This window comes from Curtobacterium flaccumfaciens (genome assembly GCF_051548005.1).
GTDB lineage: Bacteria > Actinomycetota > Actinomycetes > Actinomycetales > Microbacteriaceae > Curtobacterium.
Genome location: NZ_JBPUGH010000086.1, coordinates 1 through 14,183 on the forward strand (window position 1 = coordinate 1; position 14,183 = coordinate 14,183).

Genomic DNA, 14,183 nt, shown 5'->3' on the forward strand with positions numbered 1-14,183 from the left:
CGCCTCCAGTCCGTCCGTCGGTCCTGCCCGTCAGGGCTGGATGCGTCCGACGAGCATGTCCGGCGTGAGCGAGTGCGCGTCGGCGAGCACCTTCCGGGCCTCGTCGGTCCTGTCCCACACGTTCCAGAGCAGCACGCCCTTCACGACCTGGTCGTCGTCGAGGTAGTACACGACGCCGGTCACGGTCGGCTCCTGCCAGTCCTCGACCGTGTGCAGCGACGACGACACCTGGCCGACGGCCTCGTAGCCCATGTCGAACACGTCCGAGTAGAACATCGGCGTGTGGTCGTAGGTCTCGTCGGCGTCCGCGAGGTTCCGGCCCGCCTGGCGTCCCTGTTGCTGCGCGTTGTCGACGTGCTCCACGCGACGGGTACCGAGGATGCGGTCCGGGTACTCGGCGACGTCACCCGCGGCGAAGACCGACTCGTCGTCGGTCCGGAGCGTCGACGACACGACGATGCCGTCCCGCACGGTGAGCCCGGCGTCCGCGGCCAGCTGGGTGACCGGTTCGATGCCGAGCCCGACGACGACCGCGTCGGCCTCGACCGTCGACCCGTCGTCGAGCGTGAGCACGACACGGTCCGACTGCTCCGAGCCCGACGTCACCCGCCGACCGAGGCGGAGGTCCACCCCGGCGTCGACGAAGCGCTGCTGGAACGCCTGCGCGAGGTCGTCCGGGAACATCCGGCCACCGACGACCTCGTCCGGGTCGACGAACGTCACCTTCGCCCCGTTCTGCGAGATGCCGGCCGTGATCTCGGTGCCGATGTACCCGCCGCCGACCACGACGACGTGAGCACCCGCGTCGGCGTACTCCCGGAGCTTCCGGTAGTCGGCGGCGCTGCGGTAGTCGAGGACACGGTCGGACGGCTCGAGCCCCTCGAGCCCGCGGGGCTTGCCGCCGGTCGCGATGAGCAGGCGTTCGTAGCCGTGGGTGTCGCCCTGGTCGGTCGTGACGGTCTTCGCGTCGCGGTCGATCGCCGTGACCCGGGTGCCGAGCACGAACGTCGCGCCGGTCTCCTCCGTGTGGAGGTCGACCTTCTCGTCCCAGCTGAACTCGGGGTCGGTCCACAGCTTCTTCGAGAGTGCAGGCCGCGCGTAGGGGCGGTCGACGTCCTCGCTGACGATGCCGATGGACCCGTCGGTGTCGAGCTCGCGGATGCCGCGGGCCGCGGAGTCCGCGACCATCCCGCCGCCGACGATGAGGTACCGGAAGTCGGTCATGTGGTGCTCCTAGATCGTGGCGACCGAACCGGAGTCGACCCGGTAGTTCGCGCCGTTGACGAAGCTCGCGGCGTCGGAGCAGAGGAACGCGACGACGTTCGCGACCTCCTCCGGTTCACCGCGGCGTCCGAGTTCCATGTACGGGCGTTCCTCGTCGAGGAACGACGCGACGGCCTCGTCGAAGGACGTACCGAGCTCCTTGGACCGCTTGTCCATCATCGCGTCGGTCATCGGCGTGTGGATGAACGCGGGGCTGACGCAGTTCACGAGCAGCCCCTCGGAGGCGTAGCTGCGCGAAAGACCCTTCGCGAACGACAGCACCCCGGCCTTCGCGGCGCAGTACGGCAGCTCGTCGTCGTACGGCTGCGAGGCGTCCTCGGACACCAGGTAGACGATGCGACCCCAGCCGCCCGTCCGCAGGTCCGAGATGAACTCGCGGGTGATCCGCACCGGCCCCATGAGGTCGATGTCGATCGTGTCGAGCCAGCCCTGCTCGTCGATCTCGTGGAACAACCCCTGCGCGCCCGTGACACCGGAGGACTGCACGAGGATGTCGATCTCGCCGACGGCCTCGCGGACCCGGTCGTGCAGCACGGCCAGGCTGTCCGCCTTCGTCACGTCCGCGGCGAAGGCGAACAGCTTGCCGTGCGGTGCCTCGAGCTGGTCTGCGCTGGTGTCGAGGCGGCTCTGGTCGAGATCGGTGACGACGACCGTCGCGCCCTCGGCCAGGAGGATCCGCGCGGTGTTCCAGCCGATCCCCGAGTCCCCGCCGAAGACGAGCGCGGTCTTGCCCTGGATGCCGAGGTCCATGCGCCGCTTACTCGTGGTCGGAAGCGCTCGCGACCGCCGGGGTGGTGGCCGAGGCCAGCGGGGTGCTGGGGGAGCGGTTCTCCGCCGAGACCATCCAGGCCAACTGCTCGAGGCGCTCGATGAAGCCGTGCAGCAGGTCGGCGGTGGTCGGGTCCTCCTCGTCGACCTCGTCGTGCACGTCGCGCATGGTGCCGGTCGCCTGGTAGAGGCGGAGCGTGATCTCGTCGATCGCGTCGTGCGTCGTGATCTCGCCGTCCGGGAACTGGTCGAGGTGGCTCGTCGCAGCGACGGTCGACGAACGGCCGTCGGGCACGGCGTAGAGCGCGCGCATGCGCTCGGCGGTGTCGTCCGCGAACTCGCGTGCGGCGTCGACGATCTCGTCGAGCTGCAGGTGGAGGTCACGGAAGTTCGTGCCCAGGATGTTCCAGTGCGCCTGCTTGCCCTGCACGTGCAGGTCGATGAGGTCCACGAGGACCGCCTGGAGGTTCTTGGCGAGCTTGTCCGATGCGTGCATGATCGGCTCCTTCCACGTCGGTGACCACTCCGGTCTACGCGGGTCCGCCTCAGTGCTCCCTGGCCGTCCGTCCCCCGGGCGCGCTGCTCGGACGTCGGGGCACACTGCTCGGTCCTCGGGCACTGCTCCCACGTCGGGGCACACTGCCCGGACGCCGGGGTGCGGTCAGTGCGCGACGACCGGGTCGACCTGGTCGACCGCGCTGCGCATGTCCTCGAGGAACCGTGCGACGACCCGTGCGTCGTCGGCGGGGAGACCCTCGGCGATCGCCATCATCCGGCGGTGCATCACGCCGAGCGTCGCCCGCACCTCGTCGTCGGTCTCGGTGGTCGGCACGATGACGAGGGCCCGACGGTCGGTCGGGTGCGGCTCGCGACGGACGTGGTTCGACTTCACGAGGCGGTCGATGAGGATGGTCGTCGAGGCAGAGGAGATCTTGAGGTACGCCGCGAGGTCCTTCGGGCTGACCCGGCGCCCGGAGCGCTGGGCCTGCAGGAGGAACCGGACCGCGAGCAGGTCGGTCTCGCCCATGCCCATCGAGTCGCGCGTCCGTCGGCGCATCGCGGTCTCGGCGGAACGGTAGCGACGCAGGGCGTTGAGGACGGCGACGCCCCGCTGCGTCGCGTCGTCGTCGGGGAACCAGTACCCGGACGCCTCGGTGATCTCCTGCGTGGACATGCGGGACAGCGTAACCCGTCTCCTTACTAGAGCGTCTAGCGAGTCCGCGGACGGGGGACAGCCGCATGCATCCGCATGCATCCGCATGCACCCGCATGCTGTGCAGGAGACGGGAGCGCGCCCCGCTCAGCGGCGACGCGAAGCGTTGCGCGGGGCGCGCCGACCGAGCCTGCGAGGGAGGTGTGCCGGCTGGCACCGCGCCTCCCCTCGGTCTCGTGGACGCGGTACGGCGGGGCCGCCTCGTGACGGTTCCGCGGTTCTGCGGCCCTGCGACTACGCGGCGACCGGCTCCGATGCCGCGTCGTCGAGCGCGCGCAGTGCACCCTGGACGAGCGAGACGACCTCGTCGTCCTCGCGCGGGTGGGTCTCGGCGAACCGGACGACCGACTGCGGGATCGCGACCTTGACGTCCTCGAGGACCCTGGCGCCGGCGATCCCGGCGACCTTGCGGGCGTCGTCGTGCGCCCAGACGCCGCCGAACTGGCCGAAGGCCGACCCGATCACGGCGAGCGGCTTGCCGGAGATCGGCGAGGCGCCGAACGGGCGCGAGGCCCAGTCGAGGGCGTTCTTCAGCACAGCAGGGATCGTGCCGTTGTACTCGGGCGTGACGAGGAGCACGCCGTCCGCGGCGGCGAGGGCCTCGCGGAACGCGACCGCCGCTGCGGGCGGGGTGTCGCCGTCGATATCCTCGTTGTAGAAGGGCAGGTCGGTGATCGCGTCGTACGTGGTGAGCTCGATGCCCTCCGGAGCGTGCTGCTCCGCGGCCTCGGCGAGCTTGCGGTTGATGGAGCCGGCGCGGAGGCTGCCGACCAGGACCAGGACGTTCGTCATCAGCGTTCCCTTGTTCGTTGACGGAAAGGTGTCACGTACAACCAATCGCGGTGTCGGGACTGCTATTCCCGTGCGCAGTCGGGATCGGTAACGTCGGCCGTGTGAGCACCCCGAGGACGCCCGCCAGCACGCCCCGCACCCCCGATGCCGACTGGTGGCGCGACGCCGTCGTCTACCAGGTCTACCCGCGGAGCTTCGCGGACGCGAACGGCGACGGACTCGGCGACGTCGCAGGGGTCACCTCGCACGTGCCGTACCTCGCGTCGCTCGGCGTCGACGCCGTGTGGCTCTCGCCGTTCTTCCCGTCGCCGCTCGCCGACGGCGGGTACGACGTCGCCGACTACCGGGCGGTCGACCCGCGGCTCGGCACACTCGACGACTTCGACGCGTTCCTCCGTGCCGCACACGAGCACGACCTCCGCGTCATCGTCGACATCGTGCCGAACCACACCTCCGACCAGCACGAGTGGTTCCGTGCCGCGCTCGCCGCAGCACCGGGCTCACCCGAGCGCGCCCGGTACGTCTTCCGCGAGGGCGCGGGCGAGTCCGGCGAGCTCCCGCCGAGCGACTGGGTGTCGAACTTCGGCGGCAGCGCCTGGACCCGCGTGCCGGACGGGCAGTGGTACCTCCACCTCTTCGCGCCGGAGCAGCCGGACCTCGACTGGTCGAACCCCGAGGTGCGCCGGGACTTCGAGGAGACGCTGCGGTTCTGGGCCGACCGCGGGGTCGACGGCTTCCGGGTGGACGTCGCGCACGGTCTCGCGAAGGACCTCTCCGAGCCCTACCGTGCATCGAACGAGCAGGCGCTGCCGCTCGACGGCTCCGACCCGCTGTACGACCGCGACGAGGTGCACGAGATCTTCGAGGGGTGGCGCCACGTGCTCGACGAGTACGACCCGCCCCGCGCCGCCGTCGCCGAGGCGTGGGCGCCGGCACCGCGTCGTGTGCTCTACGCGCGTCCCACGGAACTCGGGCAGGCGTTCAACTTCGACCTCCTCGAGTCGCCCTTCGACGCGGCGGTCTTCCGCGAGGTCATCCAGCGGAACCTCGCGGCGTCCGAGCAGTCCGGCGCGTCGTCGACGTGGGTCCTGTCGAACCACGACGTCGTCCGGCACGCCACCCGGTACGGCCTGCCCGACGGGACGGACACCGACGCCTGGTTGATGACGGACGGCACGACACCGGTGCTCGACCGGGAGCGTGGGCTCCGACGGGCGCGCGCGGCGACGGTGCTCCTGCTCGCTCTGCCCGGTTCGACGTACGTCTACCAGGGTGAGGAGCTCGGACTGCACGAGGCGCCGGCGATCCCGCGCGACGAACTGCAGGACCCGAAGTGGATCCGGACCGGGCACACCGTGAAGGGGCGCGATGGTTGCCGCGTGCCGATCCCCTGGACCACCTCGGGGCCGTCGTTCGGGTTCGGCTCCGCCCGCCCGCACCTGCCGCAGCCGGCGGACTTCGGAGCGAGCTCGGTCGAGGCCGAGGATGGCGACCCGGGATCCACGCTGCACCTGTACCGGGCGGCCCTGGCCGAGCGCGCGCGGCTGCAGCGCGGCGAGGACCTCGCGTGGATCGACGCCGGCGCAGCCGTCGTCGCGTTCGAGCGGCACGACGGCTGGCGCTCGGTGACGAACTTCGGCACCGAGCCCGTCGCAATCCCCGCCGGGACGGTACTGCTGGCGTCCGGGCCGCTCGGGGACGGTGTGCTCCCGGGAGAGACCACGGTCTGGCTGGCCTGACCACGGTCTGGCTGGTCTGGCTGGTCTGACGAGAGGTTCCTCCACACTGACGGCCCGACGGGACTCCGTCCACAGATCGGTCCGCGGGCCCTGCTCGGGCGCGGTCGTTCACGACGATCGGGTGCATGACAGAACCCACACCCACCAGGACCAGCTCCACGCGGTCCCGTCCAGCTCGCCGGCCCTCCAGCTGGCTCGCACGTCGACTCGCGGGCGCGGCCGCCGTGTGCACCGCGCTCGGAGTGCTCGCCGCGCCGGCGTTCGTGCCCTCGGCATCGACCGCCGACGACCTCGCGTTCCCCTACGTCAACGAGTTCACCTCGGCCGCGGGCGGCGCACTGCACGGTGACGCGGCGGTGCGCGACGGGCGGCTCCGGCTGACCACGGACGAGCGGAACCAGGCAGGGGCCTGGTCGACCGACGACACCTTCCCGTCGGACCTCGGGCTCGAGATCGAGTTCACCTACGCCATGCACACCGGGAAGGACGACCCGGGTGCGGACGGCCTCGTGCTCTTCCTCGCCGACGGGGCGTCCCCGCAGGGCGTCGGGTCGTTCGGCGCCGGCCTCGGGTACTCCTGCCGACGCGAGGCGACGCAGGGCGGGGGGCTGTCGTGCGACCTCCCCGGTGTCCCCGGCGGCTTCGCGGGGATCGCGATCGACCGCTACGGCAACTTCTCCGGCGAGATCAACGGTTCCGGGCCCGGCCCCCGGGCGGACTCCGTCGTCGTCCGCGGCTCCGGCGACGGCGTGACCGGCTACCGGTACGTCGACGGCGCGGACGCGCCGGGCGGCACGCGCACCGACGGCGCCACCCCGCGGACGGTCCGGGTGACGCTCGTGCCCGGCACGGCGGGCGAGCTCGCGATGACCGTCCGGCTCGAGGCCGGGGGCGCGCTCCGGACCGTCCTCGACCGCGTGCCGCTGCACGGTGACGGCCAGGCGCCGCTGCCGCGGACGCTCCGCCTCGGCTTCGCCGGCGCCACGGGCAGCCACGTGGACGTGCACGAGATCGACCGGCTCCGCGTCTGGCAGCCGGCGGACCTCGCCGTCGAGCAGGACCTCCCCGCCTCACTCGTCGCCGGGAGCGAGGTCGAGTACACGGTCACCGCCCGGAACGTCGGCCCGAACGCCAGCGCCCCGAGCGACCTCCGCGTCGAGGTGCCGGACGGACTCCGGGACGTCGCGTGGCGGTGCTCGGCCGCTGCGGGGTCCCGGTGCGGCGCGGACTCCGGTTCCGGCGCGGTCCGGACCGAGGTCGACCTCCCCCGGGACGGCGAGGCGACCCTGACGGTGACCGGACGCCTCGGACCCGACGCGACCGGTGACGTCGAGAGCACCGCGACGATCACACCCGAAGCGACACTCGCCGACGTCGACGAATCGGACAACACCTCCGTGGCGACGGCGACCGTCGTGGCAGCGGACACGGTGGCGCACGTCGAGACCGACAAGTCCGTGACGCCTGCGCAGGGCGTCGCCCCCGGCGACGAGGTCGAGTACCTCGTCACCGCCCGCAACCGGGGTCCGGCAGCGGCTGCCGAGGTCGGGGCCGTCGACGAGCTCCCGGCAGCGATGCGCTTCGCCGGCTCACCCGACGACTGCACCGCCGACGGGCAGGTCGTCACCTGCCGATCGGGACGGTCCCTCGCGGCCGGCGGCTCCGTCGACTTCCGGATCCGCGCCGTGCTCGACCCCGCGTACGTCGGTGACGGCTCCGACGTCGTGAACGTCGCCACCGCGACGTCGCCGACCGATCCGGACGGCGGGGACGAGTCCCCGGGTGTGTCCATCGGCGTCGTCGAGGGCGGCGACGGCGGGCCGACCGCGGTGCCGACCGGGGCGCCCACGGACGGCCCCGGACCGAGCACCGGTCCCGGACGCGACGAGGGACCCCGCGACGAGGGACCCCGCGCCGAGCCGGGAGGCGCCGGACCCGGTGGTGCCGGCCCGGGGGCCGGGCAGGGAGCGCGCACGCCGACTGGCCGCCTCGCCTTCACCGGTGTCCAGGACCTGGGACTCGCGGCGGCGGTCAGCGGTGTCCTCGCCGCAGCCGGAGCAGCGGCCTGCTGGGCGGTCCGGCGTCGTCGGCACGGGGCGGTCGACGACACCGGGGACGCGGTGTCCGACGTCGTCCGACGGTGATCGGTCGGCCGCGGGGGTTGGAGCTTCCTCAGTCCGGAGGCGCCCCCGCGGTCGGGCGTCCACCCCGGGCGGCGGTAGGATCGACCGTACGATCCGCACGCCCGAAAGAGGTCTCGTGTCCGACTCCGTGGACGACGCCACCACCGTGGACGACGCCACCCGGCGCGCACGCTACTGGCCGGTCCCCGTGCTCCGCGCGGTCCCCGCGGCGATCGTGGCACTCGTGATCACGTTCTCCTCGAACCACGCTGCGGGCTACGGGCTGCTGCTCTTCGGTGCGTACGCGGTGGTCGAGGGCATCGTGCTCGTCATCGGCTCGCGCCGGCTCGAGGGTGATGTGCGGTCCCGTCGGACCACCCTCGCCCAGGCGGTCGTCGCCGTGCTCGCCGGCGTCGCCGCGCTGGTGCTCCAGGGCGGCGGGCTCCCCGCCTTCATCACGATCGTGGTGGCGTTCGCGGTCCTCACCGGCGCCCTCGAGCTCACCCAGGGACTCCGGGTCCGCGGCCGCTCGCCGTTCGCGCGGGACTGGTCGACCGTCGGCGGACTGACGCTGCTGCTCGCCGTCGCCTTCCTCGTCACCCCGCCGGACTACTCGAAGCAGCTCGGCGGCATCGACGACGCCCAGGGGACGCTCGACGCGCCGATCATCCTCGTCGGCCTGTTCGGCGCCTACCTCGCCGTCACGGCGGTCTTCCACGTGATCGCCGGACTCTCGCACAAGTGGGGCACGGCGGCCCCGGCCGCAGCCCCGGACGGAGCACCACACGCATGACCACCCCCAGCCGCCGCGACCGTCTCCGCCCGGCCGAACTCCTCGGCATCTCGGCGATCGTCGCCGTGTTCGTCGGACTGGTGGTCCTCATCTCCACCCGCGAGCCGCACCTCGCCGTGATCTTCCTCGGCGTCGCGTTCATCGTCGTCGTCGTCGTCCTCGCGATGCTGCAGCTCGCGTCCACGAGCGACCAGGACGACAACGACATGCTCGGCGGTCACAAGACCCCGGGCGAGGGGGACGGCAACGACTTCCACTGAGCGGTCCGTCCGCACGACCAGCCGGCTGCGCCCGTTCCAGGGTGCGCCCGACCTGCCGGCGCGCTACCGCCACCCGCGGCTGATCCTCGCGGTCTGCTGTACGAGCCTGTTCATCGTGTCCCTCGACGCGACGGTGGTGAACGTCGCACTACCGTCGATCGGCCGTGAACTCCGCAGCTCCATCTCCGGGCTGCAGTGGACCATCGACGCGTACACGCTCGTCCTGGCGAGCCTGCTCCTCCTCTCCGGGTCCACGGCGGACCGGATCGGTCGGCGGACGACGTTCCAGATCGGCCTCGCGCTGTTCACGATCGGCTCCCTGCTGTGCTCGCTCGCACCCGGGGTCGGGTGGCTCGTCGTCTTCCGCATGGTCCAGGCGGTCGGCGGGTCGATGATGAACCCCGTGGCGATGTCGATCATCACCGCGACGTTCGACGACCCCCGGCAGCGCGCACGCGCCGTCGGCGTGTGGGGTGCGGTGGTCGGGGTCTCCATGGGGCTCGGCCCGCTCGTCGGGGGTGCGCTCACGGACTCCGTCGGGTGGCGTGCCATCTTCTGGATCAACGTCCCCGTGGGCATCGCCGCGATCGTCCTCACCTTCTTCTTCGTGCCCGAGTCCAGGTCGCCGGAACCGCGGCGGCTCGACCCCGCCGGGCAGGTCCTCGTGATCGTCCTGCTCGCCACCCTCGTCGGTGGCCTGATCGAGGGGCCGAGGCTCGGCTGGACGTCGCCCGCGGCGCTCGCGCTCTTCCTCGCCGCGGCCGCTGCGCTCGTGGTGCTCGTCGCGGTCGAACGCCGCCGTCGGCAACCGCTCATCGACGTGCGGTTCTTCCGGAGCATCCCGTTCTCGGCCGCGGTCGTCACGGCGATCGTCGCGTTCGGCGCGAACGGGGCGTTCCTCTTCCTCAACGCGCTGTACCTGCAGGAGGTCCGGGGCATGACCCCGTTCGAGGCCGGACTCTGGACCCTGCCCGCGGCCGTCGCGACGATGCTCGTGTCACCGCTGTCCGGGCGGCTCGTCGGATCGGTCGGGACCCGGACGCCGCTGGTCCTCGCGGGCCTCGGCGTCGGTGGGGCGGGCGCCGTCCTCACCACCATCGACGCCCGGACGCCGATGTGGGTGCTCGTCGTGGCGTTCGTGCTGTTCGGCTTCGGGTTCGGCATGGTGAACGCTCCCATCACCAACACCGCGGTGTCCGGCATGCCGCGCGCGCAGTCCGGTTCGGCGGCCGCGGTCGCGTCGACCAGCCGGCAGACCGGCGTCTCGCTCGGCGTCGCCCTCGCCGGCACGGTCACGGGCGCCAGCGCGGTCGCGAGCGTCGGCCCGTCCTTCGCGGTGGCGACGCACGCGATGTGGTGGATCGTCGTGGGCGTCGGCTGCGCGATCGTCCTGGTCGCGTTCGTCTCCAACTCGGCCGCCGCCGACCGCTCGGTGGCCGGGATCGCACCGCTGCTCGACGACTGAGGAGCGGGCCGGGCGCAGCCCACGCACGCCGTTCCGACACGCCCGGGATCACGATCCAGCGACGGTCCTGTCATGATCGCGGGTCCTCCCGACACTCCTGGTCGAAGGAGGTGGGATGTGGATGTGACGACAGGCACCGAGACGGACGAGCAGCTCGTCCGGGCGATCGGGCGCGGCGACCAGCAAGCGCTCGCCCGGGCGTTCGACCGGTACGCGGCCACCCTCACCCGGTACGCCTGGGCGGTCGTCGAGAGCCGTCCCGACGTCGAGGAGGCGGTGCAGGACACCTTCCTGACGCTCTGGCAGCGCGCGGTGACCCTCGAGCTCCCGGCGGACACGATGCTCCCCTGGCTCCTCGTCGTCTGCCGGAACCACGCGCTGAACACCGGACGCAAGCAGGCGCGACGCCGCGGTGTCGAGCTCCCCGAGGAGCTCCCCGCACCCGACGACCACGCCGAGGCCGCCGAGCGTCTGCGATGGGTCCGCGACGCGATCGCGGCCCTGCCCGAGACCGATCGACGGATCTGCGAGCTGTGCCTCCTCGACGGTCACTCGTACGCCGAGGCAGCCGAGATGCTCGGCCTGAGCGTCGGAGCGGTCACCCAGCGGGTCGCACGATCCCGCGCACGACTCCGGAAGGTGGTGATGCACGATGAACACTGAACCCCCCGAGGGGGACGACCTGCAACGGATGCTCGTGACGATGAAGCAGAACGTCCTCGAACGCGCCACGCCGCGTCGCCGACGTCGACGGGTCCGTCCGGGCGTCGCGATCGGCGTCGTCGGGCTGCTGGCGCTCGGGACGGCGTCCGGCGCGGTCGCCCTGTCGCTGTCCCAGCAGGAACGGCCGGTCGCCGCTCCGACCACGACGCAGGAGCCCGCGCCGGCTCCGTCCGCGACCACCCCGACGTCCGCGCCGATCACCGCGAGCCCGACACCGCGCCCCACCACGGCACGGTCCGACACGGCACCGACCTTCCCCACGGACTGCCGCTCGATGGTGCCCGCTTCCGACTACGACCGCCTGTTCGGGGACATCCCCGTGACCGAGACGACCCCGGGGATCGACTCGCCCGAGACCGATCTGGGGCCGACGAAGCTCTCGTGCCTCTGGAGCGACCCGCGGGCGGACATCTCCGGCATCTCGATCCAGGTCGGCACCGGCACGCCCGACGCGCTCGACGCCGAGGTGCGCCGGTTCCCCGACTACGACGGCGGCGGCACGTGCGTCGACCATGACGAGGGGACGCTCTGCCAGTCCCGCAGCATCCTCGACGACTACCACGTGGAGAAGGGCTTCACGCTGTACGTGCGTGGCACGACGTGGATCGTGATCGACCAGGTGAACGTCCCGACCGACAACCTGCTGGGGGCGCTGGTGGAGACGATCTGGGGGGACTGACGGACCACGCCACCGGGGCCGGTCCGACGCACCAGCGGCGGACCGGCCGCGTCGGTGGGGAGGCGCGGGGCGGCCTGCGCACCGTGCCTCCGGTCCGTCGGTGCTGCCCTACCCGACGCGTGCCGCGACGATGTCGCGAGCCAGCGTCTGCGTCGCGCGGTTCGGCTCCGGCACGATCCGCATCGCGAGCCCGATCCGGAGCGGCGGGACGTCGTCCTCCAACTCGAGGACGGCGCCCTCGTGCGGGACGCCCGAGTCCGGCACGACCCCGACCCCCAACCCGGCGGCGGCGAACCGGACGACGGCCGGCATGTCGTTCATCTCCGCGACGATCCGACGCCGGATGCCGAGCCGCTCGAACGCCTGGTCGAGGATCACCCGGTTGCCGAACCCGTGCGAGGTGTCGACGAACGGCTCGTCCGCGAGCTCCGCCAGCGACACCGACGACCGACCGGCGAGGGGGTGGTCCGGCGCGGTGAACACGCGGAACGGCAGCTCACGCAGGGGCTCGACGACGACACCGCTCGGCGGGCTGGGCAACCCCGAGTAGGCGAGGTCGACCCGTCCCGCGACGAGGTCCTGCACCAGCCCCGTGGTCCCGGACGGCGACGTCATGAGCTCGACCGCGACGAGGGGGTGCCGCCGTCGGAATCGGCGGAGCACCCCGGTGAGGTCCACGATGTCCATGCTCGTGAAGATCCCGAGCCGGACGCGCCCACGGAGGTCCGCGTCGTCGACCGTCGCCAGGTCGCGCATCCGGTCGAGCTCCTCGAGCACGGTGCGAGCGTGGGGGAGGAGCTCCTCACCGGCGGTCGTCAGCACGAGGGCGCGGCCGGTGCGCTCGAACAGCCGGACCCCGAGCGACCGCTCGAGGGACGCCAGCCCGGCCGACACCGTCGACTGCGCTGCCCAGAGGCGCTCGGCTGCCCGGGTGACGCTCCCCTCCGTGGCGACGGCGACGAACTGTTCGAGCAGACGGGTCTCCATGTCCCGATCATCGATCACGTCGATGGGAGACATCAAGCGCATCCGTTGGACTCGATGGGCACCCGGGCGCAGGATCGGAGCATGCCAGTCATCGAGCACCCTGCGACACCGCGCCCGTCGACCGAGATCGTCCCCGCCCCGCGTGGGCGATCGGCGCACTCCCGCCGTCGCCACGATGCGGGCTTCTGGGCCGTCGCGTTCGCGTTCCTGTCGGTGATGGCCTTCGCGACCGTCCCGGCGCCGCTCTACGTCATCTACCAGGCACGCGACGGGTTCCCGACCATCGTCACCACCGTGGTCTTCGCGGCCTACGGCGTCGGCGTCGTCGGGTCCCTCTGGCTCGCCGGACACCTCAGCGACGTGCACGGCCGGAAGCCGCTCGTCCTCGTGTCGATCGCCCTCGAACTCGTCGCGGCCGTGCTCTTCCTGGTGTGGAACGACGTGAGCGGGCTGCTCGTGGCACGCCTCGTCACGGGCCTGGGCGTCGGCACCCTCACGGCCACGGCCACGGCGCACCTCGGTGAGCTCCGGGTCCGGGCGACCGGTTCCGAGTCGGCCGCGAAGGGTGCGAGCGTCGCGGCCGGCGCGGTCAACCTCGGCGGACTCTCCCTCGGTGCACTCGTCGGCGGGGCGCTCGCCGAGTTCGTCGGGCAGCCGCTCATGGTCCCCTACGTCGTCTTCGTCGTGGCGCTGGCCGTCGCCTTCGTCCTGGTGCTCGCCGCCCCCGAGACGGTCGACCGTCCGACCGAGCCGGTCCCGTACCGACCACAGCGCCTGCAGGCTCCGGAGGGGCAGGGAGCCGCGTTCTGGGCGGCCGGCACCGGCGCCTTCGCCGCACTCGCTGTCCAGGGGCTCTTCACCTCCGTCGCACCGACGTTCCTGGGCACGACCTTCCACGTCACCGACCGACTCGCGGCCGGAGCCACCACGTTCGGGGTGTTCGCGGCGAGCGCGGTGAGCCAGCTCGTGTTCGCGCGGTTGGACCAGCGGGCGCAGATCCGACTCGGGGTCGTGCTGCTGGTCGGCGGGCTCGCCGTGCTGGCCGTGTCCGCGGTCGTCCTGCAGGTCGCGGGCTTCATCGGGGGCGGCGTCGTGGCGGGAGCCGGTGTCGGACTGCTGTTCCGGGCGTCGATCGCGAGCGCGGGAGCGCTCGTCGGCCCCGAACGCCGCGGCGGTGTGCTCGCGGCGACGTTCCTCATCGCCTACGCGGGGCTGACCGTCCCGGTCGTCGCCGTCGGTGCCGCCCTGCTCGTGCTCCCGACGCTCTGGGTGCTCGTCGGGTACGTCGTGCTGGTGGCGGTGCTCGCCGTCTTCGCCGGCGGGCGGCTCGCGGCGCGGGCCTGACACCGCGCGGCGG

Annotated in this window: 14 protein-coding genes; 8 read left to right on the forward strand and 6 right to left on the reverse strand. The window is 72.4% G+C overall.

Features of this window, described 5'->3' with window-relative positions; translation table 11 throughout:
• Positions 1 to 30: 30 nt before the first annotated feature.
• The 5 genes from ACSW7Y_RS10995 to ACSW7Y_RS11015 form a co-directional block, all read right to left on the reverse strand.
• Complete coding sequence (locus ACSW7Y_RS10995) at positions 31 to 1,224, reverse strand: NAD(P)/FAD-dependent oxidoreductase (RefSeq protein WP_438126323.1); 1,194 nt, start codon at positions 1,222 to 1,224, stop codon at positions 31 to 33.
• Between the two features lie 9 nt (positions 1,225 to 1,233).
• The gene (locus tag ACSW7Y_RS11000) at positions 1,234 to 2,034 is read right to left on the reverse strand and encodes an SDR family NAD(P)-dependent oxidoreductase (RefSeq protein WP_438126324.1); all 801 of its coding nucleotides are present in this window, start codon (positions 2,032 to 2,034) and stop codon (positions 1,234 to 1,236) included.
• A 7-nt stretch (positions 2,035 to 2,041) separates the two neighbouring features.
• Positions 2,042 to 2,548 carry a Dps family protein gene (locus tag ACSW7Y_RS11005; protein ID WP_438126325.1) on the reverse strand — a complete coding sequence of 169 codons (507 nt, stop codon included), beginning with the start codon at positions 2,546 to 2,548 and terminating at the stop codon, positions 2,042 to 2,044.
• A gap of 165 nt (positions 2,549 to 2,713) precedes the next feature.
• Positions 2,714 to 3,226, reverse strand: a complete 513-nt coding sequence (locus ACSW7Y_RS11010) for a MarR family winged helix-turn-helix transcriptional regulator (RefSeq protein ID WP_438126326.1) — start codon at positions 3,224 to 3,226, stop codon at positions 2,714 to 2,716.
• Between the two features lie 273 nt (positions 3,227 to 3,499).
• Complete coding sequence (locus ACSW7Y_RS11015) at positions 3,500 to 4,057, reverse strand: NADPH-dependent FMN reductase (RefSeq protein WP_438126327.1); 558 nt, start codon at positions 4,055 to 4,057, stop codon at positions 3,500 to 3,502.
• A gap of 101 nt (positions 4,058 to 4,158) precedes the next feature.
• Between ACSW7Y_RS11015 and ACSW7Y_RS11020 the strand changes: the two genes are divergently transcribed.
• The 7 genes from ACSW7Y_RS11020 (at position 4,159) to ACSW7Y_RS11050 (ending at position 11,839) form a co-directional block, all read left to right on the forward strand.
• Positions 4,159 to 5,796: a glycoside hydrolase family 13 protein gene (locus ACSW7Y_RS11020; protein ID WP_438126328.1), complete on the forward strand. Its 1,638-nt coding sequence runs from the start codon at positions 4,159 to 4,161 to the stop codon at positions 5,794 to 5,796.
• A gap of 125 nt (positions 5,797 to 5,921) precedes the next feature.
• On the forward strand, positions 5,922 to 7,940 hold the full coding sequence (locus tag ACSW7Y_RS11025; RefSeq protein WP_438126329.1) for a hypothetical protein: 2,019 nt from the start codon (positions 5,922 to 5,924) through the stop codon (positions 7,938 to 7,940).
• 115 nt (positions 7,941 to 8,055) lie between these two features.
• Complete coding sequence (locus ACSW7Y_RS11030; protein ID WP_438126330.1) at positions 8,056 to 8,712, forward strand: DUF308 domain-containing protein; 657 nt, start codon at positions 8,056 to 8,058, stop codon at positions 8,710 to 8,712.
• Positions 8,709 to 8,972: a hypothetical protein gene (locus tag ACSW7Y_RS11035; RefSeq protein ID WP_438126331.1), complete on the forward strand. Its 264-nt coding sequence runs from the start codon at positions 8,709 to 8,711 to the stop codon at positions 8,970 to 8,972. The genes ACSW7Y_RS11030 and ACSW7Y_RS11035 overlap by 4 nt, the downstream gene beginning before the upstream one ends.
• 52 nt (positions 8,973 to 9,024) lie before the next feature.
• Positions 9,025 to 10,437, forward strand: a complete 1,413-nt coding sequence (locus tag ACSW7Y_RS11040; protein WP_438126336.1) for an MFS transporter — start codon at positions 9,025 to 9,027, stop codon at positions 10,435 to 10,437.
• 123 nt (positions 10,438 to 10,560) lie between these two features.
• Complete coding sequence (locus ACSW7Y_RS11045) at positions 10,561 to 11,100, forward strand: RNA polymerase sigma factor (RefSeq protein WP_438126332.1); 540 nt, start codon at positions 10,561 to 10,563, stop codon at positions 11,098 to 11,100.
• Positions 11,090 to 11,839 carry a hypothetical protein gene (locus tag ACSW7Y_RS11050; protein ID WP_438126333.1) on the forward strand — a complete coding sequence of 250 codons (750 nt, stop codon included), beginning with the start codon at positions 11,090 to 11,092 and terminating at the stop codon, positions 11,837 to 11,839. Before ACSW7Y_RS11045 ends, ACSW7Y_RS11050 begins: the two co-directional genes overlap by 11 nt.
• Before the next feature lie 108 nt (positions 11,840 to 11,947).
• Here ACSW7Y_RS11050 and ACSW7Y_RS11055 read toward each other — a convergent pair whose 3' ends face one another.
• A complete protein-coding gene (locus tag ACSW7Y_RS11055; protein ID WP_438126334.1) occupies positions 11,948 to 12,826 on the reverse strand; it encodes a LysR family transcriptional regulator in 879 nt (292 codons plus the stop codon).
• An 81-nt stretch (positions 12,827 to 12,907) separates the two neighbouring features.
• On the opposite strand from ACSW7Y_RS11055, the gene ACSW7Y_RS11060 reads away from it, so the two are divergent.
• Positions 12,908 to 14,170, forward strand: a complete 1,263-nt coding sequence (locus ACSW7Y_RS11060; protein WP_438126335.1) for an MFS transporter — start codon at positions 12,908 to 12,910, stop codon at positions 14,168 to 14,170.
• Positions 14,171 to 14,183 lie beyond the last annotated feature (13 nt).

Coding starts and splice junctions, on each gene's coding strand:
- ACSW7Y_RS10995 (WP_438126323.1), bottom strand. CDS start 1,224: ATGACCGACTTCCGGTACCTCATCGTCGGCGGCGGGATGGTCGCGGAC.
- ACSW7Y_RS11000 (WP_438126324.1), bottom strand. CDS start 2,034: ATGGACCTCGGCATCCAGGGCAAGACCGCGCTCGTCTTCGGCGGGGAC.
- ACSW7Y_RS11005 (WP_438126325.1), bottom strand. CDS start 2,548: ATGCACGCATCGGACAAGCTCGCCAAGAACCTCCAGGCGGTCCTCGTG.
- ACSW7Y_RS11010 (WP_438126326.1), bottom strand. CDS start 3,226: ATGTCCACGCAGGAGATCACCGAGGCGTCCGGGTACTGGTTCCCCGAC.
- ACSW7Y_RS11015 (WP_438126327.1), bottom strand. CDS start 4,057: ATGACGAACGTCCTGGTCCTGGTCGGCAGCCTCCGCGCCGGCTCCATC.
- ACSW7Y_RS11025 (WP_438126329.1), top strand. CDS start 5,922: ATGACAGAACCCACACCCACCAGGACCAGCTCCACGCGGTCCCGTCCA.
- ACSW7Y_RS11035 (WP_438126331.1), top strand. CDS start 8,709: ATGACCACCCCCAGCCGCCGCGACCGTCTCCGCCCGGCCGAACTCCTC.
- ACSW7Y_RS11050 (WP_438126333.1), top strand. CDS start 11,090: ATGAACACTGAACCCCCCGAGGGGGACGACCTGCAACGGATGCTCGTG.
- ACSW7Y_RS11055 (WP_438126334.1), bottom strand. CDS start 12,826: ATGGAGACCCGTCTGCTCGAACAGTTCGTCGCCGTCGCCACGGAGGGG.
- ACSW7Y_RS11060 (WP_438126335.1), top strand. CDS start 12,908: ATGCCAGTCATCGAGCACCCTGCGACACCGCGCCCGTCGACCGAGATC.